This is a genomic window from Sulfuricella sp. (genome assembly GCF_035531155.1).
Lineage (GTDB): Bacteria > Pseudomonadota > Gammaproteobacteria > Burkholderiales > Sulfuricellaceae > Sulfuricella.
In genome coordinates this window covers 235,077-260,861 of sequence record NZ_DATKTK010000056.1, presented here as the reverse complement: position 1 = coordinate 260,861, position 25,785 = coordinate 235,077, and the positions used below count along the sequence as shown (strand labels likewise).

The 25,785-nt window shown below is 56.7% G+C and carries 21 protein-coding genes and 1 pseudogene; 1 reads left to right on the top strand and 21 read right to left on the bottom strand.

All coding sequences use genetic code 11. The features are described from left to right. Positions 1-18 precede the first annotated feature (18 nt). From VMV64_RS13600 to VMV64_RS13560, 9 genes and pseudogenes are all read right to left on the bottom strand, one after another. Entirely contained in the window at positions 19-2,226 is a 2,208-nt protein-coding gene (locus VMV64_RS13600) for a chemotaxis protein CheA (RefSeq protein ID WP_325331219.1), read from the bottom strand. Positions 2,227-2,258: 32 nt separating this feature from the next. After that, positions 2,259-2,582 (bottom strand): STAS domain-containing protein, encoded by a 324-nt coding sequence (locus VMV64_RS13595; protein ID WP_325331217.1) that lies wholly within the window; start codon positions 2,580-2,582, stop codon positions 2,259-2,261. Between the two features lie 58 nt (positions 2,583-2,640). After that, positions 2,641-3,009: a response regulator gene (locus VMV64_RS13590; RefSeq protein WP_325331215.1), complete on the bottom strand. Its 369-nt coding sequence runs from the start codon at positions 3,007-3,009 to the stop codon at positions 2,641-2,643. Between the two features lie 13 nt (positions 3,010-3,022). Continuing rightward, a pseudogene (locus VMV64_RS17430) lies at positions 3,023-3,628 on the bottom strand (methyl-accepting chemotaxis protein); the annotation flags it as partial. Between the two features lie 604 nt (positions 3,629-4,232). Beyond that, a complete protein-coding gene (locus VMV64_RS13580) occupies positions 4,233-4,622 on the bottom strand; it encodes a response regulator transcription factor (protein WP_325331211.1) in 390 nt (129 codons plus the stop codon). 508 nt (positions 4,623-5,130) lie between these two features. Further along, positions 5,131-5,769: a response regulator transcription factor gene (locus VMV64_RS13575; protein WP_325331209.1), complete on the bottom strand. Its 639-nt coding sequence runs from the start codon at positions 5,767-5,769 to the stop codon at positions 5,131-5,133. After that, the gene (locus tag VMV64_RS13570; protein ID WP_325331503.1) at positions 5,766-7,259 is read right to left on the bottom strand and encodes a PAS domain S-box protein; all 1,494 of its coding nucleotides are present in this window, start codon (positions 7,257-7,259) and stop codon (positions 5,766-5,768) included. Before VMV64_RS13570 ends, VMV64_RS13575 begins: the two co-directional genes overlap by 4 nt. A 136-nt stretch (positions 7,260-7,395) precedes the next feature. Next, a complete protein-coding gene (locus VMV64_RS13565; RefSeq protein ID WP_325331207.1) occupies positions 7,396-9,258 on the bottom strand; it encodes a sensor histidine kinase in 1,863 nt (620 codons plus the stop codon). Between the two features lie 557 nt (positions 9,259-9,815). Next, entirely contained in the window at positions 9,816-10,448 is a 633-nt protein-coding gene (locus VMV64_RS13560; protein ID WP_325331205.1) for a surface-adhesin E family protein, read from the bottom strand. Between the two features lie 449 nt (positions 10,449-10,897). Here VMV64_RS13560 and VMV64_RS13555 point away from each other — a divergent pair, with 449 nt between their 5' ends. Next, on the top strand, positions 10,898-11,452 hold the full coding sequence (locus VMV64_RS13555) for an NUDIX hydrolase (protein ID WP_325331203.1): 555 nt from the start codon (positions 10,898-10,900) through the stop codon (positions 11,450-11,452). 34 nt (positions 11,453-11,486) lie between these two features. Here the strand turns inward: VMV64_RS13555 and htpG are convergent, their stop codons facing one another. The 12 genes from htpG to VMV64_RS13495 form a co-directional block, all read right to left on the bottom strand. Beyond that, entirely contained in the window at positions 11,487-13,397 is a 1,911-nt protein-coding gene (gene htpG, locus VMV64_RS13550) for a molecular chaperone HtpG (protein WP_325331201.1), read from the bottom strand. 243 nt (positions 13,398-13,640) lie between these two features. Beyond that, positions 13,641-14,138, bottom strand: coding sequence for an RloB domain-containing protein (locus tag VMV64_RS13545; protein ID WP_325331199.1), 498 nt, complete (start codon positions 14,136-14,138; stop codon positions 13,641-13,643). 9 nt (positions 14,139-14,147) lie between these two features. Then, on the bottom strand, positions 14,148-15,329 hold the full coding sequence (locus VMV64_RS13540; protein WP_325331197.1) for an ATP-binding protein: 1,182 nt from the start codon (positions 15,327-15,329) through the stop codon (positions 14,148-14,150). 206 nt (positions 15,330-15,535) lie between these two features. Then, on the bottom strand, positions 15,536-16,198 hold the full coding sequence (locus VMV64_RS13535) for a DUF6680 family protein (protein WP_325331195.1): 663 nt from the start codon (positions 16,196-16,198) through the stop codon (positions 15,536-15,538). Then, positions 16,198-17,373: a restriction endonuclease subunit S gene (locus VMV64_RS13530; RefSeq protein ID WP_325331193.1), complete on the bottom strand. Its 1,176-nt coding sequence runs from the start codon at positions 17,371-17,373 to the stop codon at positions 16,198-16,200. The genes VMV64_RS13535 and VMV64_RS13530 overlap by 1 nt, the downstream gene beginning before the upstream one ends. Beyond that, the gene (locus VMV64_RS13525) at positions 17,370-19,067 is read right to left on the bottom strand and encodes an HsdM family class I SAM-dependent methyltransferase (protein ID WP_325331191.1); all 1,698 of its coding nucleotides are present in this window, start codon (positions 19,065-19,067) and stop codon (positions 17,370-17,372) included. The genes VMV64_RS13530 and VMV64_RS13525 overlap by 4 nt, the downstream gene beginning before the upstream one ends. Before the next feature lie 177 nt (positions 19,068-19,244). Next, positions 19,245-19,538 carry a GIY-YIG nuclease family protein gene (locus VMV64_RS13520; protein WP_325331189.1) on the bottom strand — a complete coding sequence of 98 codons (294 nt, stop codon included), beginning with the start codon at positions 19,536-19,538 and terminating at the stop codon, positions 19,245-19,247. Continuing rightward, a complete protein-coding gene (locus VMV64_RS13515) occupies positions 19,535-21,682 on the bottom strand; it encodes a DEAD/DEAH box helicase family protein (protein ID WP_325331187.1) in 2,148 nt (715 codons plus the stop codon). Before VMV64_RS13515 ends, VMV64_RS13520 begins: the two co-directional genes overlap by 4 nt. A gap of 41 nt (positions 21,683-21,723) precedes the next feature. Next, positions 21,724-22,281: an NUDIX hydrolase gene (locus VMV64_RS13510; protein ID WP_325331185.1), complete on the bottom strand. Its 558-nt coding sequence runs from the start codon at positions 22,279-22,281 to the stop codon at positions 21,724-21,726. 99 nt (positions 22,282-22,380) lie between these two features. Beyond that, entirely contained in the window at positions 22,381-22,683 is a 303-nt protein-coding gene (locus VMV64_RS13505; RefSeq protein ID WP_325331183.1) for a DUF2818 family protein, read from the bottom strand. Next, a complete protein-coding gene (nuoN, locus tag VMV64_RS13500; protein ID WP_325331181.1) occupies positions 22,680-24,128 on the bottom strand; it encodes an NADH-quinone oxidoreductase subunit NuoN in 1,449 nt (482 codons plus the stop codon). Before nuoN ends, VMV64_RS13505 begins: the two co-directional genes overlap by 4 nt. Before the next feature lie 174 nt (positions 24,129-24,302). Beyond that, the gene (locus VMV64_RS13495; RefSeq protein ID WP_325331179.1) at positions 24,303-25,784 is read right to left on the bottom strand and encodes an NADH-quinone oxidoreductase subunit M; all 1,482 of its coding nucleotides are present in this window, start codon (positions 25,782-25,784) and stop codon (positions 24,303-24,305) included. Position 25,785: the final 1 nt, after the last annotated feature.

Below are 25,785 nucleotides of genomic sequence, written 5' to 3'. Positions count from 1 at the left end.
CTGTTATTATTCCAAAATTCATGCCTGAGCCAGCGCCATCTGCGCCTCGGCGTTGACGGCCTGTTGGATCAGCAACGGCACATCGAGGATCAGCGCCACTTCGCCTGTTCCCAGGATGGTGGAGCCGCCTATCCCTTTCAGGTTGCCGAACAGCTTGCCCAGCGGCTTGATCACCGCCTGGAATTCGCCCATCAGCTCGTCCACCACCAGCCCGGCTTTCTGACCGCCGTATTGCACCACCACGATGTATTCGCGGCGGCCCGGCTTGCCCGACACTTCGAACAGGTTACGCAGCCGCACGAAAGGCAGCACCTCGCCGCGTAAGTCGATGTACTGGCGATCCCTAAGCGTCTGCCGCTCCTGCTCGGTCAACTGCACGCACTCCCGCACCACGTCCAGCGGCACGACGTAGGAAGACTTGCCCACACCCATCAGGAAGCCGTCGATAATCGCCAGGGTGAGCGGCAGGCGGATTTTCACCGAGGTGCCGACGTGCTCCTGGCTGTCCAGCTCGATGTTGCCGCGCAGCGCGGCGATATTGCGTCTGACCACGTCCATGCCGACGCCGCGGCCGGACAGGTTGGTTACCTGGTCGGCGGTGGAAAAACCCGGCTCGAAGATCAGGTTGTAAATTTCGTGATCGGCCAGATTCTGGTTCGGCGCGATGATTCCGCGTGCCAGCGCCTTGTCGAGAATCTTCTGGCGGTTCAGGCCGCCGCCGTCGTCACTGACCTCGATGACGATGCTGCCGGATTCGTGATAGGCGTTGAGGCGCATCGTGCCTTTCGCCGGTTTGCCGCGCGCCAGCCGCACCTCGGCTGGTTCGATGCCATGATCCATGGCGTTACGCACCAGATGCATCAACGGGTCGCCGATCTTGTCCACCACGGTCTTGTCCAGTTCGGTCTCGGCGCCGCTGATCGACAGCTCGATTTCCTTGCCCAGCTCGCGGCTGACGTCGCGCACCACCCGGTTGAAACGCTTGAAGGTCTCGCCGATCTGAACCATCCGCAGCATCAGCGCGCTGTCGCGCACTTCCTCCACCAGGCGGGAAATGGTCGCCGTGGATTCGAGCAGATCGGGCATGCCGGCGCGTTGCGCGAGCAGGCTGGTGCTGGCTCCCGCTATGACCAGCTCGCCGACCAGGTTGATGAGCAGGTCCAGCCTGTCCGCATCCACCCGAACGGATTGGCTTTCCCGTACCTTCGCTTCCTTGACCTGATTCTGTTTCTCCAGCGCGGCCTCTACCACCGGCGCCTGGACGATATGTTCCGCGACGAGGATTTCGCCGATTTGCCGGTGATGCTCTCCGATGGCAACGGAAACGCCGGAATTTGCATCTTCGCTGCGCTGGATACGAAGCGCTTCGTCTAGTTCCAATTGGGTCAGCGTGCCGCAGCCGACGAGGATTTCGCCCAGCCGCATGGTTTCCTCGGGCAGGCTGGAGATCATGCCGAGATAAGCCCCGATCCGGCTTTTCGGTGGCAGGATGTGAATCTGGCAATCGTCGCGCACGAACTCGAACACGCCCTCGATCGCAGCCTTGTCGGCGTTGCTCTGAAAGTTGATTTCGTATCCCAGGTAGCAGGTCTCGGGGTTCATTTCTTCGGCTGCCGGCATGGCATCGCAAAGCGTGGTGATGCCAACGATCTTTCCTATCGTTCCCAGATAGCGGATAAAGGAAAGCGGGTCCATGCCGTTGCGCAGCACGTCCTGGCCAAAGCGCAGGGAAATGTGCCAGTTGTCGGTTTCCACCTCCCCGCCGCCGCTCGCGTGAACCGTTTCTTCGCGTTGCGCGGCAACGCTGGAAGGTCCGTCGGTTTTCTCGGTGTCATCCGTCAGATAAGCGTTCAAACGGGTCAGCAGGGGCTCCCCCTTCGCCAGCTTTTCCGCGCTCACGTCACCACTGCCCTCGGCGATGTCCGCCACCAATTCGCCAATGTGGTCACAGCAAGACAGAAGCAACGCCACCAGATCGCCATCGATTTGAATGTTTCCGTCGCGCACCTTGTCAAGCACGCTTTCGGCTACGTGCGTAAATGCGACGATACCGTCCAGGCCGAACAATCCCGCCGATCCCTTGATGGTATGGGCGGCGCGAAAAATGGCGTTGATCGTATCCTCGTCCTGCGGCGCGCTTTCGACGCGTAGCAGGGCTGCTTCCATGTCCTGCAGCAGTTCGCGGCTTTCGATGATGAATGTCTGGAGGGCTTGATCCATGTTCATGCGGGTATTCCTCGTTTATTTTTTAATACAGGCTAGGCGGCATGGGACTGGATGACGATCGGATCGCCAAACGCTCCGCTCATGTTGCACAGATCAAGAGTTTCCACCACGGCCGGGCTATGGGAAATCAGCCGCAGCGTCTTGTTCTTCGCCGCCGCTTCTCGCTTGGCGAGAACCAGCAATTGCAGCCCGGCGGTATCCATCTCGCTTACCTGTGACAGGTCGATCTCCAGCTCTTTGCACTGCCCCAGCGCAGCCACCAGTCGGCCCTTGAGTTCATCCGCGGTATAAATGGTCATCTCGCCTTCGGGGCGCAGGTGACAGAGATCGCTTCCGTTCTCGGTAGTGTTTTCCATCGTGTTCTCCTTGATTTAGTGCTGAGTGCTGCGTGTCCGGAAGTTACTCAGGACTGATTCAGGGCAAAATCAGCTTGGAAACCGCGGTCAGCATCTGCTCGGGCTTGAACGGCTTGATCACCCAGGCCTTGGCGCCAGCCGCCTGACCGGCGGCTTTTTTAGCCTCGCCGGCCTCGGTGGTGAGCATGATGACGGGCGTGAATTTGTAGGCTGGCAACTTCTTCACCTCAGTGACGAAGGTGAGGCCGTCCATATTGGGCATGTTGACGTCGCTGATGATCAGATGAACTTTCTGCCCGGTGAGCTTGGTCAGCGCATCCTTGCCGTCCACCCCCTCAAGCACATCGTAGCCTGCCCCCTTTAGGGCAATGGAGACCACCTGGCGCAAAGTGGCCGAGTCGTCAACGATCATGATGGTTTTAGCCATAGCGTGTTACCCCCTAGAAAAAAGTGATTTCGTCATCTGCCGCGACCGACTGCTTGCCGCCGCCATGATTGCTGCGTTCTTCCGTGGTCGCGTAGGAACGCTCCAGCTCATGCAGCAGGCCTGACCAGTCGATGGCCGTCAAACGGCCACACTCGCGGTATTTCTGCTCGCCTTGCTGCAAATAACCCGGGAAGGCATTGATGTTGTCGCGCACGTGGCACAAAATCTGGCTGACCCGATCCTGGAACTGGAGCTGCACCAGCGATTCGCCCACTTCGCTCTTGATGCCTACGCTGCTTTGACGCAGCGTTGAGGCGGCTTCCAGCAGGCCGTCCGTGACGCCACGGAAATCTTCCAAGACGACATTGATGGCGGCTTCCGCTCCGTTAACGGCGGCGTCATCCTGTTCACCTGCTTCTTCCGCGATTTTGACCACGGTTGAAATGGCGCTGCTGATTACTTCTACATTTTTGGTGATGCTGCGACCGGTTTCTCCGGATAGATTGGCGAGTTTCCGTACTTCATCCGCTACGACGGCGAATCCACGCCCGGATTCGCCGGCGCGGGCGGCTTCGATCGCTGCGTTGAGCGCCAACAGGTTGGTCTGGTCGGCGATTTTGGAGACTGAGGCGGCCATGCCCTTCAACTGGTCGATGTATTGCGCCAGGGGGCCGATGTTGCCAGTCAGAATGGCGTCTTTGTCACGCATTGCGGTACGCAAGTATCCGATCGCCTCTTGCAGTCCGGCCTTGCCTTTGGCAAATACCGTCACCAGCCCTTCGGCGCTATCCACCGTGTCGGCGGACAGGGTCGATGCCTTGACCGCTTCATCCAGTTTGTCGACGATGCCGGAGAAGCGTCCAGTCAGCTCGATCATGGCTTGCTCGCTCTGGGTGCGTCCGGTCTCGATCTGTTTCACCCACAGCGAGGTAACCTCGTTCTCCAGACCACTCATCCCGTTCAGGAAGGATTCCACGTCGGCACTGTACGTCTCCTGATAGGACTGTTCCTTCTCCGCTATCGCAGCTTGCAGTGCGGCAGCATGGCGTTTGGTCAGAAGCGCGCCTGAAACCACCCCGACTGCAACCAGGCATGCCGCTGTGAGCAGATTAACCATCGCCCCCCCACCCATGAGCGGCAATGCCGCCGCACCCAGCACGGCAGGAACCAGCGGGTAAATCCATCCATTCGAGAAATGCTTGCCTTTGTTCATTTACACCTCTTCAGCCTATGCATTTTTTGTACAAGCACACACCGTTGGCCAGATCGGCCAGCAGATCGCCCAGCAATCCGATATCCCTGGACTTGTCGAGGAAATAATCGGCACCCAGCTCAATGCATCTTTTGCGGTATTGCGGATAGGCATGGTTGGTCAACATGACAACCTGGATCGCCGGCTGTTTCGTCTTGACCTGGCGCAGCACTTCCATGCCGGTGCCGCTGGCCAGATGCAGATCCATAATCACCACATCCGGTTGGGTTTCGAAAATACCGCGCACGGCGTCTTCCTGGTTGTCTGCCTCCGCCACCACATCGGCGCCCGCGACTTCCGAAATCAGGATGCGCAGACGATCTCTAATATCAGGTGAATCTTCCACGAGAAAAATCATCATTTAGGCGCCAACCCAGGGTTTATTCAGTTGGCGCCATGATGCCGTAGGGCGGCAAAAAAATGCATCAGCGAAAGTTGAAATTTAATGTAAGAAAAGCAGGGGGGCGCCACCAGAAAATTCTTAGCGCAGCCTTGGCTATTTATTGAATATCAATATGTTATGCGATGGCAAAACACCAACCATTGCTGCATCACAGATGGGAACAGAATATAAGATGGGGGCATGGAAGCGCCGTTATTGAAAAAGCGGCACTCTTACATGCGGGGATAAGGACGAAGCGATGAGAATATGGGGGGCGTATCCAGCCGGATGCGCTAGCAGCCTGTCGGACTTGAAGAATCGAAGCGAAAATTTGGCTGGGCGAGGACAGATTTTGCCGGTTTTGCAGGTCAATAGTCGTTCTATTGACCAAAAAAGCGGCGAAATATGGACCGCTCAGGCGGATTTGCAGCCGATTTCCTTTAAGTCCGACAGGCTGCTAGGTCTTACAGGATGGCAGGAAACATCTTCACGCCTCGCCGGTGATCCCGTGGCGGACTGCGTAGCGGATCAATTCGGCATTGCCGTTCAGGTTGAGTTTTTGCATGATACGGGTTTTGTGGGAGCCCACGGTTTTCACGCTCAATGACAATTCCTCCGCGATGGCAGTGAGCGACTTGTCGGAAACGATCATACGGAATATTTGGTATTCCCTGTCGGAGAGCAGGGTGTGCGGATGATCATCCTTCGCCGAGCTGAATTCGAGCGCCAATCTTTCGGCCACACCGCTACTGATGAACACGCCGCCGGATGCCACCTTTCGGATCGCTTCGACCAATTGGGAGGAGGCGCTTTCCTTGGTCATGTAGCCCGATGCTCCGGCCTTGATCGCGCGCACGGCGTACTGCTCCTCGCCGTACATGCTGAGCACCAGAATCGGCACCTTGATTTTTTCGCTCCGGATCTGCTTGATCAGCTCAATGCCGCTCTTGCCCGGCATGGACATGTCCAGCACCAGAACGCCCCAATCCCGCTCGCGCACTTTGGCCATCACTTCGTGACCGTCAACCGCCTCGCCCTCGACCGCTAGGTCGTCGGCATCGGCAAGCACTTTCTTAAGGCCTTCCCTGAAGATCGCGTGATCATCTGCTATGAGAATCCGAATCATCTTTCCGACCTCTCTTCCTTCAATGCTGCTTTCGGAATCGTTACCTCTACAAGAGTACCCTGCCCCGGACTGCTTTCTATTTTCAATTCACCCCCCAGGGCATAGGCACGCTCCCTGATGCCCAATAGGCCATATGAGATTCCGCTCTTTTTATCCGCATTGGCATCCATCCCCTTGCCATTGTCCTTGATAGAGAGAACGATCTCATCGCCCGTATCCAGCAACGCCACGGCGACCTTGCTTGCCTGCGAATGGCGTGCCACGTTGGTGAGAGATTCCTGCAGGATGCGGAAAATGGCGGTAGCACACTGGCTGTCAAAATCGAATTCATCGTGGCTACGCCGTAGCGTATATTCGATCCCGCTGCGTTTGCCGAAATCCTCCAGCAGCCATTCGATCGCCGCGCTCAACCCCAGTTCATCCAACAACCAGGGGCGGAGATCCGAAGCGATACGCCGCACCGCAAGCACGGTGGCGTCGATCATTTTGGCCATTGACTCGGCCTGCAGGGACAAGGCCGCCTGATCGCTGGAAAACCTCGCGCGCATCCAGGACAAGTCCATTTTAAGCGCGGTCAACACCTGCCCCAACTCGTCGTGCAACTCACGCGCGATACGGGTTCTTTCCTCCTCGCGAAGCGTCTGCAGGGATGCGGACAACTGGCGAAGCTGCTGTTGCGATTCGCGCAATTGATCTTCGGCGCGCTTGCGTTCGGCAATATCGCGGAAAGCGATTACGGAAGCCACGACCTCACCGTCTTCTTCCACGATCGGGGTGGAAACATAGGATACCGGGAAAATCGCCCCGCCCTTACGCGTAAAGACATCGTCCTCTGTGCGGTAAATTTCTCCACGCGCTCTGATAGCCGCCACAGGACATTCGGCCTCGGAATGGAGTGATCCGTCGGCTTTCTGGTAATGGATCACCCGATGGATGTTCTCGCCGAACAGTTCCATCTCGGCCCATCCCAGTAGTCGCTCGGCTTCCGGGTTCATGAAAACCAGCCGCCCTGCCCGGTCCATTACCAGTATCCCCTCACCCAGCGCCAAGGCAATGTTGCGCAGCATTCTTTCGCTCGCACGCGCCTTCTCCATCGCCTGACTGTGTTTCTGGCGTCTTCTTGCCTCCTTGACTTCGCGCTCGATCGCCGGAATCAGGCGCGCCAACTTCTCTTTCGTGACGAAATCGTGGGCGCCGGCCCGCATAATTCCGATCGCAGATTCTTCATCGATAAACCCGGAAACAACGATAAACGGCACATCCAATCCGCCTTCCTGGATGATGCGCAAAGCTTCAGGCGCACCAAATGCAGGCAGGTGATAATCGCAAATCACAACGTCCCACGGTTGCTCGGTCAGTGCGGCGCTCAGGGTTGCCTCCGTCTCGACCCGCTTCCAGGAAAACTCGACCCCGCCGTCCCGAAGTTCGCCCAGGATGAGCATTTCATCAACGGGCGAGTCTTCGATCAACAGGATGTTCAGCTTGTCCATGCTCACAACGTCGATCCAGGCAATCGACCGCCACGACGCATTTTTAACATTATGTTTTTCATAAATTTATGCATAAATTAAATTACCCACGGCAAAACCGGGGGCTTACCCCCACTGAATTATCAGGCTTGCATGTTTAGAGCGTAAAATAAAATGTCGCGCCTTTTCCCTCTTCACCTTCCGCCCAGACTCGCCCCCCGTGCCGGTTGATGATGCGCTGGACGGTCGCCAGGCCTATGCCGGTGCCTTCGAATTCGGTGCTGCTGTGCAGACGCTGAAAAGCGCCGAACATTTTTCCGGCGTATTTCATATTGAATCCGGCGCCGTTATCGCGCACATACAGGATTTTTTCACCCTCTTTTTCCATCGCGCCGAACTCGATTTTCGCTGCCGGCTGCTTACTGGTGAATTTCCAGGCATTGCCCAGAAAATTCTCCATCACGATCTTGAGCAGGCGCAAATCACCGTTCACATTGACATCTGGCTGCACGATGCACTCCACATCGCTTCTGGGCATGCTTTTTTGAATAGCACCCAGGATGGATTGCACCAGCCAGCTCAAATCAATCGGCACTTTCTTGATTTCCATGCGGGTGACACGGGACAGCGCCAGCAGATCATCAATCAGTTCGCCCATTCCCTGGCTGGCGAGGCGTATCTGATCCAGGTATTCCCTGCCTGTCTCATCCAGGGTATCACTGTATTTTTTGCGCAGCATTTGGCTAAATCCGTTAATGCTGCGCAGGGGTGCGCGCAGATCGTGAGATACGGAATGGCTGAATGCTTCCAGTTCCTTGTTGGCGGCTTCAAGTTGTTGGGTTCGTTCGATGACACGTTGCTCCAGTTCGGCATTCAGCTTTACAATTTCCGATTGGGCTCGAATCAGCAGGGCGTGCTTGCGCTTAACCTCCTCCACATGAAGCGAACGGAGCGCCTCTTTGGCCTGGTTTTCTTCGATGAGGCTGCGGCGCGCACTTTCCAGTTGCCGCTGCACGCGTTCCGCGATGTTGTAAAAAATCAGAAATAGCACCGCGCCGACCCCAAGAACCATCCATCCGACGAGCAACAGCATGCGACGCGCGTCGACACGCAACTCGCTCACATCCAGCAACGGCAATATCTGTCCCACCCTGCGTCCGCCCGCATCCAGCAAAGGAAGAAAGTTGCCGCAATAATGGCGTCCGGCGAGGGTCAATTCCAGCATCTTGCCGCGCGCATTCCGGTCGGCCTGGGCCAGAATCGGCGCAAGAGCAGAAGGGACAACCCCCGTGCTATGATAAATAATAGTCGGCTGAGCCGGGTCGCCCCAGATGCTATCTCGGCCCAGCATCTTCATGCTCTCTTCCCATGCCTGGCGGTTTATGTAGCGCTTGTCGATCTCAACAATGAATTCGGCATCGAGAACCTCTTGCATCTCGTGCACGATTTCGCCGATTTCCTTACCGAGTTCGACGAATCCCAACAATTGGCGGTTTTCGTCGTACCAGGGAGAGACGACACGCAGGGTGAAAGTGCCCAATGGGCCGAGTTCGATACCGTAATAAAGCTTGCCGGTTTTTTCTGCTTCCAGCGTGGTGATGCGGTCAATTCGGTCGCCGTGGCGCGCGGGTTGATGCACCCGGAGAAGATTCACACGATCCGGCCCGGTGAAGTACATATGCGTGACATTGCTGCGGCTGCGCAAAGTCTCGAACAGGGGCTGGGCGCGGTTCAGTATGGCATCGCGGTTTTTCTCGCGGAAGGCGGCACGCAGTTTGTCGTCTAGCTGCAATGCGTTCAGCGCCATGGACAAGGATTCCGCATCAGTTTTCAGACGAACAGCGAACAGCTTTTCGAACTGTTTTGGCAAATTGGCTGCCTGCTCGGCGACATGGCGCTGCTGATACCAGTTGACGCCGAGTACAAAAATGCCGAGCAGAAGCAGCCCGGCGAACACCAAGGGAATAATGACGCGGATTTTCAGGCTTGCGCCTTCCAGGGCAAGCCTAATTGACTTCATCAACGACCACATAGGTGAATACCGGCAATCGCTATCAAGGCGTCAAGCGCCACCAAGAGGCCCTTGTGATCTTCCACGTAGTCTGAGACCTTCTTGAATGCACATTCCACTGCCCACCTGTTCCGAAGTAAATTTGTCCATGGTGCTCCCCTGCTACCCGAAGCGACGCCAAATTTTGAATTATGCCTCCGAGTGGGCAGTTTGGGTTAAATTCGTTTTTCTTTTCCGCATGGAATCTCCCTGCAACTGGATCTTGTGAGAGTTGCTCCAATGCTCAGGCACCCGGAGACGGAGGGTGTCACCGAAACCGGAAAACCGGCCGAGAAATGTCCGCAGTGCGGACGTGGTCGGATGCTGAGGTCGGTTGGCAATAGTGGAGTCCAACGGGTTAAGCAGCGAGTTGATTTGCATAGTATCGCTGCGTGAAGGCGGCGGGTGACAGGTAGCCGAGGCGTGCCGACGCCCATGCTGAAAAAAATCGGTATCCAGGCCGAAGCACGCTACGGAACTTGATTTGCGGGAGACTCAATTCGCCAGCCCCCACTGCGATATACAGATTATTTCTGTGTCGATCCTTTGCTGGCATCCGCAATCGGCTTGGGCAAAGTTCCAGATGGCTTGCGAATTGGCAAGGATCTGGGAGGAGCCTTGACAGGATTTTCTGGCGCTACGGCTCTAGCCTTGTCGCCGGATGTTGTTTTCTTTGCTGACATGTCTGCGGTTTTATCAGCCTCTTTCGACTTTTCGCTCTTCTTCCTGATGGCAGCGGCAGGCTGCTTTTCCACTGGTTTTTTATACTGGCAGGCATGCTCGAATTTTTGTTCGCCCTCAGTATCGGGAATCACGTAATTCGGCTTGCCGTAGTAACTGGCGGTAAGGGTTGTAATCTCGCTGCCATCCTCAGCGTAATACACTTTCATCAGCATATCTGCGGTGCGGGCGTTGCAGTTGTAGCGCATCAGGGACTTTGCCGACTTGAAATAGAAATCGCCTGGACGCGCCTGCTCCAGCGCCGAGTAAACCTCCCGGTCCCAGGCCGTCACGATGCTCCCCTGACGCAGGAAACTGGCCAGGTCGATCTCGGCACGCACTCTTTCGTTGGCGATTACTGACGACCACATCGCCGCCTCGGTTCCAGGCGGGAAAGACAAAAACGCTGCCGTCAGCAAAAAAAGCAATGGTGTTTTCATGCGTCTCTATCAATATATGAACATATCCTCCGGACAAGGATATTTTTGTTATGACGCGCCAGACAACCTGACGCATAGCGATTCAGCCGACCGTTCCATGATTATCGGCCATAACCGGAATAAGTTTAATTTTACCGAAAAACACTTACCAATTAAGGCATTGGCAATGACAGGAACATACCCGCCAGCTGCAATTAATGCACACTTTACAGAAGATGGATGCGCATTGGCGACTAAGCCCATGATGTCAGTATATATTTGCATATCATGTTGATTTTATACACTTATTGTTTAGAAGAATTTTTAAGCTTCGCATCAAAATCCTTTTCCAGCAAGACACTTAGGGTTGATCCAGACAGGTTCTCCACAGAGTTATCCACAGTAAATGTGCACAAGCCGCAAGTCGCCAACCTATATCTATCCGCAGCTTTTTTTGGTAACTTTAAACAATGAATTATTGCAGCCATTGCGGGGCCAAGGTAGCGCTGAAAACCCCGCCCGGAGACCACCTGCCACGCCACATGTGCAGCATCTGCGGCGCCATTCATTACGAAAATCCGAAAATGGTCGTCGGTGCGATCCCCGAATGGGGAGACAAGATTCTGCTGTGTCGCCGTGCCATCGAACCACGCTACGGGCTGTGGACCTTGCCGGCGGGTTTCATGGAAAACAACGAAACCACGGCCCAGGCGGCGGCGCGCGAAACTGCTGAGGAGGCACACGCCCGCGTGGAAATCATCGCCCTCTATGCGCTCTACAACATACCGCACATCAGCCAGGTACATCTGTTCTTCCGCAGTCGCCTGCTCGACCTCGACTTCATGCCGGGCAGCGAGAGCCTGGAAGTGGCTCTGTTCAGCGAAGCCACTATCCCCTGGGAAGATCTGGCCTTTTCCAGCGTCCGCAACACCCTGCGGCATTTCTTCGAAGACCGGCGCAAGGGTGAATTCGCCCTGCACTTCGGCGACATTACCCGGCCTCTGGACGAGAAAAAGGGCGCCTAGGGCGCCCCTTGACTCCGAGCCGGCACCCGAGTAACTAACTTCCCGCCATCGCCAGCAACAGGCCGTTAAGGCGCTGCACGAAGCCGGCGGGATCGTCCAGCTGACCACCCTCGGCCAGCAAAGCCTGATCGAACAGAATGTGGCTCCAGTCGCCGAAGCGCTCGCCCCCTGCTTCGCCCTTGATCTTCTGCACGAGCGGATGGTGCGGATTGATCTCCAGGATCGGCTTGGTCTGCGGCGCTTCCTGCCCCATGGATTTCAGCATCCTGGCCAGATTTCCGCCCAAATCGTGGGCATCGGCCACCAGGCATGCCGGGGAACTGGTCAGGCGGTGGGTAATGCGCACTTCCTTGACCTGGTCGCCGAGCACTTCCTTGATCTGGTCGATCAGCGCCTTGTACTCGCCCGCTTCCTTTTCCTGCTCCTGCTTCTCGGCCTCGTCTTCCAGCTTACCCAGGTCGAGCTCACCCTTCGCCACCGACTGCAGCGGCTTGCCGTCGAACTCGGTAAGGTGCGACAGCATCCACTCATCCACCCGATCCGAAAGCAACAGCACTTCGATGCCTTTTTTCCGGAAAATTTCCAGATGCGGACTGTTCTTCGCAGCGGCAAAGCTGTCGGCCGTGACGTAGTAAATCTTGTCCTGACCCTCCTTCATACGGCCGCTATAGTCGGCAAAGGAAACACTCTGCTCGGCGGTGTCGGCATGGGTCGAGGCAAAGCGCAGCAGCTTGGCGATGCGTTCCTTGTTGGCATGGTCCTCGCCGACGCCTTCCTTGATCGCCTTGCCGAACTCGCCCCAGAACTTGGCATATTTCTCCTTGTCGTTCTCCGCCAGGTCGTCGAGCAGGCCGAGCACCTTCTTCACCGATCCGGCCCGAATGCTGTCGATATCCTTGCTGTGCTGGAGGATCTCGCGCGAGACGTTGAGCGGCAGATCGTTGGAGTCGATCACCCCGCGCACGAAGCGCAGGTAGCGCGGCATCAGCTGCTCGGCGTCGTCCATGATGAACACTCGGCGCACGTATAGCTTGATGCCGTGACGCACCTCGCGGTCCCACAAGTCGAACGGCGCACGCGCCGGAATGTAGAGCAGCTGGGTGTACTCCTGCTTACCCTCTACCTTGCTGTGGGTATAGGCCAGCGGCGCTTCAAAATCATGCGCCACATGCTTGTAGAACTCCTCGTATTCCTCGGCGGTCACTTCGTTTTTCGGCCTCGCCCATAAAGCACTGGCGCGGTTCACCGTTTCATCCTCTTCGGTGAGCCGGCTTTCCTGCTTGTCGGCATCCCACTCTTCCTTCTGCATCAGGATGGGCAGCGTGATGTGGTCGGAATACTTCTTGATGATGCTCTTGATGCGCCAGCTGTCGAGCAGATCGTCCTCGCCCTCTCGCAGATGCAGGATAACATCGGTGCCACGACCGGCCTTCTCCACTGTTTCCAGGGTGTAGTCGCCCTCGCCAGCGGATTCCCAGCGCACGCCGTGCTCGGCGGTCAGCCCGGCGCGGCGGGTGATCAGCGTGACCTTGTCGGCCACGATAAAAGCGGAATAGAAGCCCACGCCGAACTGGCCAATGAGGTTGGCATCCTTGGCCTGGTCGCCGCTCAACGCCTCAAAAAACTGGCGCGTGCCGGACTTGGCGATGGTGCCGATATGCTCGATCACCTCCTGGCGCGACATGCCAATGCCGTTGTCGGAAATGGTGATGGTGCGCGCCGCCTTGTCCTGGCTGACGCGTATCCTCAAACTGGAATCGCCTTCGAACATCGCATCGTCGGCGAGTGCTTCAAAACGCAGCTTGTCAGCGGCATCCGAGGCATTGGAAATCAGCTCGCGCAGGCAAATTTCCTTGTTGCTGTAGAGGGAATGGATCATCAGCTTCAGCAGCTGACGGACTTCAGTCTGGAAACCCAGTGTTTCCTTGTGTGCTTCTACGGTCATGTTGTTTTTTCTCCAGTTGCGAAAACCCTATACTGAATAGGGGCTGACGCAGGAAATTCAAGAGGGCAATCTACCTAAAAACGGCGATTGACCGCTCATGTTTCGATACGGCCTTCGGCCGACTCAACACGAACGGCCATTATGCGGCATCACCATCTGGGTGAAATCCGTTCGTCCTGAGTGGCGCGGTTTCTCGCGCGTATCGAAGGATGCGGGTTGATCGGTTCGTGTAAACGATCCGATTTAGGTTTTAATGAGGTTAAGCAATGCGTCGATAGTCAGCTCATGCGAGCGACCCGCTTGCAGGCGTTCAGGGCTGAAATGGTTGGCGTAGTTCTGACTTTGCGTTGCGTCGTTATTAACGAAGGGGGCGAACTGCTTTTTCAGCGCTTGGGCATTGCCGTTGGGGTTTTCCTCCAACACGCGCAGCATCAGAGCCTCAAAGCAGGGTTCCGATGTGAGCACCTGAATTTTCTTTTTCTTTGCCAGCTTTCCAACGGCAGGCGACCAATCGACATCAGTGTCTAGCAGGGCGGCAACCTTATCATAATCAGCGATGGCCATTTGCCGTGCAGTCCACTCGACCACATGCTTTGCACCCTTGCCCTGTGCATTTTTGATCTTTACCGATAACCCGCAACCACGCGGCACATATAACTGCTTAACATGGTTGAGAAACGCCACTTCATCGGCACCTTCCCCCACGATTAGCAGCGTACGCTTTGCTTGCCAGATAGCCATGAGTGTCGATCAGATTTGCGGCACGGCGCCATAGGCACCTGCCATGTATTTTGCGTAGAAATTATCGTCGTTGCGGATGCCCGCTACTGCATCCAAACGAATTGCTGAACTCTCACAGTTAGAATCCTTCTGCACCAGCATTACCTGAGACTTGTGAATAACATTCAACACTTCAACAGCATGGCAGGTAAACAAGAGTTGTGCCTGGTGCGGGTTGCTGGAAGGATTGGCGAACAAGTCGAGAATGGGTTCCAGCATGTGCGGGTGCAGGTCATTCTCGAACTCGTCTATGATTGCGAGGCCACCAATCTCCAAGGCGTTTAGCAGACGCGACAGCAGCACGAATGCACCCTGCGTGCCGCTCGACTCCATGACAAAAGGCAAGCTGAATTCAGTCTCCCGGTCTTTGTGCTTGCCGAAGGGCACCCATACTTTCTCATCGGGCTTCTGAGGGTTATTGGTAGGCATTTCAAGCAATTCGACACCAGACAGTCCTAAATCCCACGCCGCCAGCAGTTGATCCATCCGCTCACGCTGATTGGGATAAACCGAGAAATGCTGTGCGGCTGACGATACGTCCTGAGCTCCTATCGGTATCCTGCCCAGCACATTGACGTTGGTGACGACATAAGGCATGACCATGCGAGTCGCCAGCGGCACGCCGAACTGCGCCGCCCATGAAATCAGCGAGACATTCGGACGCACCTTACGTGCCTCCTGTGCCGCCAAACCGAAATCTTGCTGCTTCACCATATAGGTGTTGGTTGCCGCGTCCCAATCACGAACGAAGACATAGCCGAAACGCTCACGTTTCTGGTAAAGCGCTTCATGGAGCACTCGCTCTGGCGTGCATCGCAGCACATACCGCCATAGCTTGCCGTCAAAATCCAGCATGCATTCGAATTCGGTCGGCTCGTGATGGGCTGCGGCGTGTGGCGCAAGAGGGATGCCCGTATCCGGCTGGCTCTGAAATGAATGAGCAACAAACCAGCTCAAAAAAGCCATGGGTTTAAGCAAAGCCGTCTTGCCGCTGCCATTAGGGCCGACAACGGCCATTAACTTCGACACACGCTCACCCGTGGCCGCCTCGTCCATCCAATTCGTCAAAGGCACCTTGCGGCTTAACGTCAGATCGACTTCGGTCCGCTCCCGAAACGACTGGAAGTTGGAAAACGCATAACTATGGAGCATGGGAATCGCCTTTAAATGCAATAATCAACAAAATATTGTTCATTATATGAATTAATATTGAAATGTCCAGCAGGGATGTTAAACAGGCCACGTGGTTGTCGTTCAACTTGTTACGAGGCAAAAAGCAGGGCGTGCCCGTGATGCTTAGCCCTTGTCGTGTAGTGTTATCGGATAAAACCTGAGCCAGAAAAGCGGCTAAGTAGTAATTACTCCTTAGCTGATTCCGAATCTTGCACTTGTTGATCTAGTTTTACAGCCACGCTTGCATCACCTTTCAACCAACTCAGCAGCAGATGGCGCAAGTCCTCTTGCTCCTTCACTGCAACCGGATCAGAGGGGAAACTCTTGACCTCCATCGGCAGTGCGACCTGACCACTCAAAAGAAGCGCCAATCCTCTACGGATAATATCCTGATCTGTTTCTATCCACGCATGACCTTTGGGAGCGTAAATTTCATTTGCAATCTCAACGGTATTAAACTCATACCCCAAGAAGTCCGCCATTTCATGGAGTAAGTCCACGAGCAGTTCTACCCTCTTATCACCCCATCCGGCCACATCCGCATCCTTATGCAGATGATCGAGGTATGTCTTCCATTTGTTGATAATGGCTTTCAATTTCTTATTTTTCCCATAAAATTCGATTGGGATAGCGTTTAGTGCCTCAACGTGCTGGGGTGATAGGTTAGTTGCGCGAGTAGACATCAGTTTCCGGAAAATCCACGCGCGCCGCTGTGTTACTTCTCGACCGCGTTCAAGCCATTTCTGGGCCTGCACCGCAAGTACTGGGCCAAGGATCGTCGCGAAAATGATAGCAACATCGGCAATCTTAAATGACCAGTCAACAGTTGCTGCAACCTCTCCTGCCATTACAAATTCTCCTTAGATGAAAAAGCATGTGCCAGCAGCGCGCTAAAAGTGGCTTCGGCCTTGGCAGTGGCGGTGATTTGTTGAGATAGAATTGAAAAAACGCTTGATCGTTTTTCCTCAAACGCTTTCTGTAATAGGAGTGGCGGGATAGGAACAACCAATGGGGTTAAGTCGCCCTTATTCAATTGTGGAACAGTTGTGCCGCTAGAAATGTCCGCGAGGTTGAAGGCTGAAAACCATTGATATAAGTAAGCCGTTCTTGCGACCTGTTCATTGGATTCAACGCCCATAAGGTTAGGATCAAGTAGAGTATGCCTGGTCGTAATCCGCTTCTTGTTCGTAGCAATCGAGGCCCCCCGTTTGGGGAAAACGATCGTTCCGGTCGCTACTTTGCTGTAACTTCGGGGCGGCTCGGTTATCCACTCCTTGCAAGAAATGATATTTACCTCATTGCCGGGCAAGTTCATGTCGCTGACTTTCATAAGCAGCACTCCATCGGATTGACCACAATATGTCTCACCAGGTGGGAGGCTGGAACCACCGATGATTCGGCTGAAATCGCCGAGATTTTTGCAATCCCACCCTTTCGGATTCGTTGCCGGGTCGCCGAACATATCGATAAAAATCCCCGGCACCAGCTCCGCCGCTTTCTGCTGTGCCTCGCGCCGTAGCCGCACAATGCCCGCAGCACGAGAGAGAATATCGACGATGCGGCGTTGTTCAGAGAGTGTAGGAACCCGAACCTGCCAGTTTTCTACTTCCGATTTTCGAATAGACGGCGGGTTAGAGTCAGAGGCGAAATCGCTGATGTTTTTTGCTAAAAAGAGAAAATAGAGAAAGTCAGGTTCAAGTAACTCGGCTTTGGGGATAACCGCCATTACGTTGTTATCAACGCAAGATGGTTGCGTCAGTTGTCGTTTTTTGTTGGTGCCGATTGCAGCACCAATTTTTGGGAAAATGAGCGATCCAGCCGGAAATGCTTTTGCCCTCAATTTGCCTCGCACTTCGTCCGAGACGCTATTATTCCAGCGCTGGATTTCGCGCTCGTTTCCTTCAAGGTTCATGTCACTAACTTTGAGGAAAGGAAATGTTGCGTTTTGGGTGCCTTGATACTGCAAAGGAAAGCCTGCACCAGAATCTACCTTCGCGACTTCTGCTAGCCGACAGTCCATCATGTAGACTGCTCCGCCAAAACCACTCGCAACGCCTCTACCTCCTCCACAATCTCCGCCTCAATCGCTGCCAGTTCATCCAGCAATTCACGCGGGTCGCGGTGCTCAACGGCGGCTTGGGACATAGGCCGATAACGCCCAGCAGAAAGATTAAAGTCGTTGGCCCGCAGCGTCGCCACGTCGGCAAACCAGTATTTAGCCGTCCACTCTGCACCGCAGTCACGAGCCTGCCATTTCACCCAGTTCTGTTCAGACACGTGGTACGCTTCTGTCAGGCCCGGCATGTCGTCGGCCTCGATGGGTGTGTCGTGGTTGGCATCCATTTTGTAGCCATCGTTGTCGGCATGGAGGAATTGCACTTTCTCAGTGCTGCCGCCTTTGCGGAAAAACAATACCGAAGTCTTCACCCCGGAGTAGGGCTGGAATACGCCACCGGGCAGGGACAGCACCGCCTCGACGCGGTTATTTTCGATCAGTTGCCGACGCAGTTCCTTGTGCGCGGTGGTTGAGCCGAACAGCACGCCCTCGGGCACGATCACGCCGCAGCGTCCACCTGGCCGCAAGCTGTCCATCATGTATTTCAGAAACAGTAACTCGGTGGCGGTGGAGGTGCCGACCTTCACTTCCTCGACGACTCTATCCTTGTCCACCCGCCCGGCAAATGGCGGATTTGCGAGCACGACATGAAATCCATCGGCGGGCAGCCCCAGCTCGGCCTTGCGTTCGTTGTCCAGCGTGGTGGTCAGCACATTACGCAGCAGGATGCGGACATTCGCCAGTCCTCGCAGGGTGAGGTTCATGGTAGCGAGCCGCACCATTTTCGGGTCAACATCGTTGCCGAAGAAGGTGGCGGTTTGCAGTGCAGAAACCTGTGCCGCCGAAAGTTTGTCGCCCAGGCCACGCTTTTGCATCTTGCCGTCGAGTTCGGCCTCATGAATCGCACCGGGCGAGGAATTGCCAAGGCGAATGTGGTTGTAGGCCGCCACCAGAAAGCCTGCCGTGCCCGCTGCCGGGTCGTAGATGGTTTCGCCGACCTTCGGGTCGATCATTTCGACGATGGTGCGGATGATGTGGCGTGGCGTGCGGAACTGGCCTAATTCACCCGCCTGTTTGATCTGCCGCAGCACATGCTCGAACAAGTCGCCCTTGGTGTCGGCGTCCGACTGGTCGAGCCGCAGGCCATCGACCAGATTAATAACCTGAGTCAGCACGGTTGGCTCGTCGATGGAAAGACGCGCGCCGCTCATGAAATTGTGGGCACCCCGCTCGCCCAGTTCGGTAACGAAGGCGAACACCTCGTCGCGCACGAATCGCACCAGCCCCTCGCCTGACAAACCCTTTGCCCATACCGACCAGCGGAAACGGTCGCGGGGAATGGTCATTGCCGTTTGTGCTGAGATTGTCGAAGCGGCATGCCCTTCGATATGCCCGCGTTGCGGGCTACTCAGGGCGAACGGCGCGGAAACGGTGGCATTGAGCGGATTGCGCAGTTTCCAGTCGCCCTCGAACAGGCTCTCGTAGGACAGTTTCAGCACCTTGGCTTTGAGTTTGTTCTCGGTGTCGATGCCCTCGATCAGGTAGAAGAAGAACAGAAATGAGAGTTGTTCGGCGTTGCTTACCGGGTCGGGATAGCCGCCGCCGAAGAGGTAGTCGCGTATCTGGTCGATAGACCGCCGCATGTCGGGGGTCAGGGGCATAAATGTTTTTCCTTTCTTGGGTTGTTCATCATGTCCCTCGATACGCCCGCTTTGCGGGCTACTCGGGACGAACGGAGATGGAAAGGTTGGCCAGTCGTGGTGAGTAGCGCGCACCGCGCATAGTTACAACCGTTCGTGGTGAGTAGCGCGCACCGCGCGCGTATCGAACCATCACCCCTACTTCTTCTTCGTGAAATCTTTTTTCGCCAACTGGGATACTTTCCCCCAATCGCTCTGCATCATGGCTTCCTTCTTTTTCCGGCTCCAACCCTTGATCTGCAATTCCGCAGCCAAGGCTTCTTCGCGGGTGGCACATTCCTGTGACCACGCAAGCTCGACCGGCAAACGTTCGGCTGTGTATCCACCGCATGTGCCGGTTTGATGTTCACCCATGCGTTTTTCAAGGTTATCGGTGTGCCCTGTGTAGTAAGAACCATCAGTGCAGTGAAGGATGTAAACCCAGAATATCATTGCATCAACCCGCGTCTGTCATCACTGCTGGAAGTATCCTGTGACGCCAATTTGTCATGGCCGAAGACGGCGGCGTTCAGGCTGTCGATCAACGCTTCGAGGCGTTCCTCGCCGCCGAAGACACGCACCGCCTGCGGGTAGCCGCCCAACTGCGAAAATGGATGGAAAGCGAAGTGGCCGACGCTGAACTCGTCCATGCTTCCGGCGTTGGCGCGCAACTGGCTGCCGATCATGCGCAGCCAGCTTTCCTCGCCGGGGTTGATGTCCTCCCGTGCCAGCAGCCATGCCTCGAAACGGGTGCCCAGTTCGGCGGCTTTCTGCTCGGACGCCTCGGGGAAAATCATGTTGCCGTTTTCATCGATGCTGATCCACTCGCGCGTCGTCGGGTCGATGTGGTCGTCGATATCCAGTGCCAGCAGGCGGCGAGGCTCGTATTTCTTCTTGGATGGGGTCTTGGCGATCATCACGCCACCCTCGGCCATTGGGTCTTCGTCGCCGTGGTAGTCGCACACGCCAGTGAAGTCGAACATGGTGAAGACGGGCTTGCCTGTCGCTTTGCGCGTGCCCCGCCCGCGCATCTGCTGGTAGAGGATGGTCGAGCGGGTGAAGCGGGCGAAGACCAGGCTGACCACCTCGGGACAGTCGAAGCCGGTGTCGAGCATGTTCACCGAAACGAGAATCTTGGGGAACGGCTCTTTCTTGAAGCGGCGTATCTTGCTCATGCCGTCGAGGGTGTCGTCGCTGCCCATGCCGGATACCACATAGTCCGCATAGCGGATGTCGGGCGAAGGTTTCAGGTCGGCAAATTGGGCATCGAAGAGTTGGGCCAGTGTCTCGGCGTGGCGTTTGTTGACGGCGAAAACGATGGTTTTGCCGAACAGGGGTTTCCTTTGCACGCCCTTGCTGTCGATGAAGCCGTTGTCCAGCACTTGGCGGAATTCGCGCACGATGGCGCGGTTGCGTTCTGGAATGGTGAAGCGGCGTTCCAGTGCGGAAGGATCGACCACCAGGGAGTCTATGCCCTGAAACAGTTTCTCGAGCTCGATGCGGGTGTCGGTATCCATTGTTGGCCAGTCCAGTTCGTCACGCTTGACCTCGAAGCCGCCCTCGGCAGCGGTCTTGACGGTGATGGCCTTGTAAATCTGATACGGGGCGAGATAGCCCTCTCGAATCGCGTCTTTGAGTTTGTAGGAGAAGGTGGGCTTCTCGACCTCGAAGAATCGCAGGGTGTCGCGCACGAAGAGCGTGTCTTCCTCGTCGCCGAAGTCGCCCTCGGCCACGCAGGGCGTGGCGGTGAGGCCGACCTGCACGCCGTCGAAGTGCAGCAGCACTTTCTTCCATTGGCCGTAGATGCTGCGGTGGCACTCGTCACTGATAACAAGGTCGAAATAGCCCGGCGAATAATCAGCGTAGATGTTCACCATGCTTTGCAGCGTGGTGATGGTGATTTGCTTCTCATCCTGGAACCGCCGCCCGGCACGCAGCACATAGGCGGGATAGTCGGGCAGGTGCTCGGCGAAGGCGTCTTCGGACTGCTTAGCAAGCGGAATGCGATCCACCAGGAACAGCACGCGGGTGATAGCGTTGGCCTCGAACAGCCGTTTGATGAAGGCGGCGGCAGTGCGGGTCTTGCCGGTGCCGGTAGCCATTTCCACCAACATCTTGCGCCGTCCCTGGCCGATCTCGCGGCACAGGGTGTCGATGCACTCGATCTGGTAGTCGCGCTCGACAATGCGGGTGTCGATATTGACGGTGAGCGGATCGCGGCGCAGCAGGCGTGTGGCGAAACGGCGTTCAAGGTCATCCTGCTTGAAGAAGGTCTTGACCGGATGGGGGAAGGCTTCGCGCTCCCATTCCCAGAACTGCACTTCGTTGCCGTTGGTGAGGAAGATGTAGGGCACGCCAAGCTGGCGGGCATAGCCCTTGGCCTGTTCGGCGGCATCGCCCGGACTCACCGAGAAGCGTTTCGCCTCGATGACGGCCATCGAGCGGCCATGGCGGTCGCACAGCACATAGTCAGCGCGCGTGCCATCATCGACGAACACTTCATAGCGGACGCTGTTCTGGTCTTGGGTGTTCCAGCTTTGGCTTGCAAGCTGGGTGTCGATGAGGACGCGAGAGTAGGCTTCGTTGGTTTTTGTCATGATGGGCGCCGCCCGGTTTATCCGCCTCGGTAAACCTCATTCTATGGCACCCACCTCTTTTCGACAATTTTCTCCGCCCAGAACAGGCCGATGATGGTTTTCACGTCGCTGATGCGCCCGTCGCGCACCCATTCCATAGCCGTATCCAGCGGCAGCCTGACGTTCTCCAGGAACTCGTCCTCATCGCGCCGGTGGCCGTGTTCGCTCAACCCCTGCGCCAGATAGATCAGTATCCGCTCGTCCGAATAGCCGATGCAGGGGTGGATGGTTGTCAGGAACTTCCAGTCTTGCGCGGCATAGCCGGTTTCCTCCAGCAGTTCGCGCTGGCCACAGATAAGCACATCTTCGCCGGGATCGATTTTGCCGGCTGGCAATTCATGGAAATCGCGGTTCAGCGGGTAGCGGAACTGCCGCACCATCAGCACATCGCCGTTGTCCAGCAGCGGTACCACAACTACTGCGCCGGGATGGACGATGTACTCGCGCGTGGTGGTGCTGCCGTTAGGCAACGCCACCTGGTCCTCACGTACATGCAACAGGCGGCCGTCATAGACGTTGCTGGTGGACAACTGTTTTTCGGTCAAATCGGGGGCATCCATGAGATCTCTATCCAGGCTAGATGAAGTGCTTAACAAGCAGAAAGCGTTACAGGGATTGTGGCTTTACGGTCTCAAGCCAATCTCGGGGAAGGAATCAGGTCAGGTGGCGCCCTTGCGGCGCCAGAGAAAGCGGTAAACGAAGCCGGGATAAGCGAACACCAGGAACAGGCAGGCTGTCGTGGCGTAGAACTCCCAGTGCTGCGGCTGAACCGGGCCGAGGTTTTTTTCTACCAGCCAGGCAATGCCGCCGACGGTGAAATACATCAGCACCAGTTCCAGCAGGCGCCAGACCAGGCTTTTGCCCTCCCCGCGCGGCGGCAATACGAACAGGCGGCGCTCCAGCATAAACGGCAGGTTCGCAGCAGCAAACGCCAATACCAGGATGATCAGTACCTGTGTCACAACAGCGAGCGCTGGATGCTATAGGCGCACAAGGCCATCAAGGGCTGCGGCAGGATGCCCAGCGCCAGCACGGCCAGCCCGTTCATGCTCATCAGCACGCTGGCGTCGGGTTGAGAGGCAATAGGAGCCTGATCTTCAGGCGCATCAAAATACATCAGCTTGACGATGCGCAGGTAGTAGAAAGCGCCGATCACCGACATCAGGACGGCGAACACGACCACCCAGACGAAGCCGGCCTGCAACGCAGCCTGCAGCACGGACAGCTTGGCGTAGAAACCCACTGTCGGCGGCACGCCGGCCATGGAGAACATCAGCAGCAACATCATGAAGGCATGCCATGGACTGCGCTGGTTCAAGCCCTTGAAGTCGTCGAGATTTTCAGCCTCGAATCCCTTGCGCGACAGCAGCAGGATCATGCCGAAAGTCCCCAGGCTCATCAGCACGTAGGACAGCACGTAGAACATGGAACCGCTGTAGCCGTTCAGGCTGCCGGAAAGGATGCCGAGCAGCAGGAAGCCCATGTGGGAGATGGTGGAATAGGCCAGCATGCGCTTGATGTTGGTCTGAGCGATGGCGGTGATGTTGCCGATCGCCATCGACAGCATGGCCATGATGATCAGCATGCCCTGCCAGTCATGCGCCATTCCCTGCAGGCCCTCGACCAGGAGGCGCATGACGAAGGCAAAAGCGGCGATCTTCGGCGCCGAGCCGATGAACAGCGTCACCGCGGTAGGGGCGCCCTGGTAGACGTCCGGCACCCACATATGGAACGGCACCGCGCCGAGCTTGAATGCCAGGCCGGCGACGATGAACACCAGGCCGAATACCAGCACCGTCCTGCTGCCGGCACTTTGCTGGACCGCTGCGGCCACCTTGCTCAGTTCCAGGCTGCCGGTCGCACCGTAGATCATCGACATGCCGTAGAGCAGTAAACCCGAAGCCAGCGCGCCCAGCACGAAATATTTCATCGCCGCCTCGGTCGCCTGTGCCGAGTCGCGCTGCAGCGCCACCAGCGAATACAGGCTCAGGGACAACAGCTCCAGGCCGAGATACAGGGTCAGGAAGTGGCTGGCCGAAATCATCACCATCATGCCCAGCATGGCGAACAGCACCAGCACGAAAAATTCGCCGCCAAACAGGTTGCGCAACTGGATATAGCTGCGCGAATAGACCAGCATCGCCGCCACGGCGAGATAGGTCATCATCTTCAGCACGTCGGCCATGACGTCATCCACGAACATGCCATTGAAGGTGTGAACCACGTCCAGACCACTGGTGCTGACGGTGATCCAGGCGGCGCCGAGCAGCGTGAACTGGGTCAGGGCGTAGCTGACGAACCGGTTCTTGCCTGACAGGAACAGGTCCACCACCAGGATCAGCGATGCCATGATCAGCACGAAGATTTCGGGCAGCGCAGGCGTCAGGTTGGGCATGGCGAATATCATTTAAAATCTCTCTTAGAGCCTGTTCATGAATAGGTTGGGCAATTATGGGTGTACTGGCGGGATGCGATGCAAGGCGCCGGGCGTGCCGCATGGCCATTCCCTGCAAGCGACCGGCAACGCCGCAGCGCGCCCGCCAGGGCGGCCAGAATGTCCAAGCTATTCATGAACAGGCTCTCATAGCTTGCTTTGCGCCACATGCGACAGCAGGTTGTTCACCGAATGGTGCATCACCTCGGTGAACGGCAGCGGGTAGAGTCCCATGCCGAGCACCGCGACGGCCAGCAGACCCAGCACCAGAAACTCGCGCGGTGAGATGTCTTTGAGATGCTCGACATGGTCGTTGGCGACGGCACCGAACACCACCCGCTTCACCATCCACAGCGTGTAGGCGGCACCGAAAATTAGCGTGACGGCGGCGAGGAAGGCATACCAGAAGTTGGCCTTGACCGCGCCCATGATCACCATGAATTCGCCGACGAAGCCGCTGGTCCCCGGCAGGCCGGAATTGGCCATGGCGAAGAGCACGAAAAAGGCGGCGAAGATCGGCATCCTGTTCGCCACGCCGCCGTAGTCGGCGATCATGCGGCTGTGCATGCGGTCGTAGAGCACCCCGACGGAAAGGAACATCGCGGCGGAGATGAAGCCGTGGGAAATCATCTGCACCAGCGCGCCTTCAACGCCATAGGCGTTGAAGATGAAGAAACCGAGGGTAACGAAGCCCATGTGCGAAATCGAGGAATAGGCGATCAGCTTCTTCATGTCCGTTTGCGCCAGCGCCACCAGACCGATGTAGACCACGGCGATCAGCGACAGGGTGATCATGAAGCCGGACAGGGCATGGCTCGCATCCGGCACGATCGGCAGGGAAAGGCGCAGGAAGCCGTAGGCGCCCATCTTCAGCATGATCGCCGCCAGCACCACCGAGCCGCCGGTCGGCGCCTCGACGTGGGCATCCGGCAACCAGGTGTGCACCGGCCACATCGGCACCTTGACCGCGAACGCCATGAAAAAGGCGAAGAAGATCAGGATCTGCTCGGTCAGGGTCAGCGACAGGCGATGGAAATCCAGGATCTCGAAGGTGCCGCCCTTGGTGTACAGGTAGATGAATGCCACCAGCATCAGCAGCGAGCCGAGCAGGGTGTAAAGGAAGAACTTGACCGCCGCGTAAACCCGGTTCGGTCCTCCCCAGATTCCGATGATCAGGAACATCGGAATCAGCATCGCTTCCCAGAACACGTAGAACAGCACTGCGTCGAGCGCGGCGAAAACGCCATTCATCAGGCCGGACATGATCAGGAAGGCCGCCATATACTGCGCCACGCGCTTTTCGATCACTTTCCAGCTGGCCATGACGACCAGCACGGTGGTGAAGCTGGTGAGCAGGATGAACAGCACGGAGATGCCGTCCACGCCGAGGTGGTAGGTGACCTTGAAGGTCTCGATCCAGGGGCTGATTTCGACGAACTGCATGCCCGCCTGCAGGGTGTCGAACTGGGTATACAGCGGCAGGCTCAGCGCGAAGCCGGCCAGTGCGCCGATCAGTGCCAGAACACGGGCAAGCCCGGCGTTACGGTCGCTGCCGGTGGCGAGCACGGCAATGCCGGCCGCAATCGGCACCCAGACAACCAGACTCAACAATGACAGGCCAGCAAACATG

Coding starts and splice junctions, on each gene's coding strand:
- VMV64_RS13600 (WP_325331219.1), bottom strand. CDS start 2,226: ATGAACATGGATCAAGCCCTCCAGACATTCATCATCGAAAGCCGCGAA.
- VMV64_RS13595 (WP_325331217.1), bottom strand. CDS start 2,582: ATGGAAAACACTACCGAGAACGGAAGCGATCTCTGTCACCTGCGCCCC.
- VMV64_RS13590 (WP_325331215.1), bottom strand. CDS start 3,009: ATGGCTAAAACCATCATGATCGTTGACGACTCGGCCACTTTGCGCCAG.
- VMV64_RS13580 (WP_325331211.1), bottom strand. CDS start 4,622: ATGATGATTTTTCTCGTGGAAGATTCACCTGATATTAGAGATCGTCTG.
- VMV64_RS13575 (WP_325331209.1), bottom strand. CDS start 5,769: ATGATTCGGATTCTCATAGCAGATGATCACGCGATCTTCAGGGAAGGC.
- VMV64_RS13570 (WP_325331503.1), bottom strand. CDS start 7,259: ATGGACAAGCTGAACATCCTGTTGATCGAAGACTCGCCCGTTGATGAA.
- VMV64_RS13565 (WP_325331207.1), bottom strand. CDS start 9,258: ATGAAGTCAATTAGGCTTGCCCTGGAAGGCGCAAGCCTGAAAATCCGC.
- VMV64_RS13560 (WP_325331205.1), bottom strand. CDS start 10,448: ATGAAAACACCATTGCTTTTTTTGCTGACGGCAGCGTTTTTGTCTTTC.
- VMV64_RS13555 (WP_325331203.1), top strand. CDS start 10,898: ATGAATTATTGCAGCCATTGCGGGGCCAAGGTAGCGCTGAAAACCCCG.
- htpG (WP_325331201.1), bottom strand. CDS start 13,397: ATGACCGTAGAAGCACACAAGGAAACACTGGGTTTCCAGACTGAAGTC.
- VMV64_RS13545 (WP_325331199.1), bottom strand. CDS start 14,138: ATGGCTATCTGGCAAGCAAAGCGTACGCTGCTAATCGTGGGGGAAGGT.
- VMV64_RS13540 (WP_325331197.1), bottom strand. CDS start 15,329: ATGCTCCATAGTTATGCGTTTTCCAACTTCCAGTCGTTTCGGGAGCGG.
- VMV64_RS13535 (WP_325331195.1), bottom strand. CDS start 16,198: ATGGCAGGAGAGGTTGCAGCAACTGTTGACTGGTCATTTAAGATTGCC.
- VMV64_RS13530 (WP_325331193.1), bottom strand. CDS start 17,373: ATGATGGACTGTCGGCTAGCAGAAGTCGCGAAGGTAGATTCTGGTGCA.
- VMV64_RS13525 (WP_325331191.1), bottom strand. CDS start 19,067: ATGCCCCTGACCCCCGACATGCGGCGGTCTATCGACCAGATACGCGAC.
- VMV64_RS13520 (WP_325331189.1), bottom strand. CDS start 19,538: ATGATATTCTGGGTTTACATCCTTCACTGCACTGATGGTTCTTACTAC.
- VMV64_RS13515 (WP_325331187.1), bottom strand. CDS start 21,682: ATGACAAAAACCAACGAAGCCTACTCTCGCGTCCTCATCGACACCCAG.
- VMV64_RS13510 (WP_325331185.1), bottom strand. CDS start 22,281: ATGGATGCCCCCGATTTGACCGAAAAACAGTTGTCCACCAGCAACGTC.
- nuoN (WP_325331181.1), bottom strand. CDS start 24,128: ATGATATTCGCCATGCCCAACCTGACGCCTGCGCTGCCCGAAATCTTC.
- VMV64_RS13495 (WP_325331179.1), bottom strand. CDS start 25,784: ATGTTTGCTGGCCTGTCATTGTTGAGTCTGGTTGTCTGGGTGCCGATT.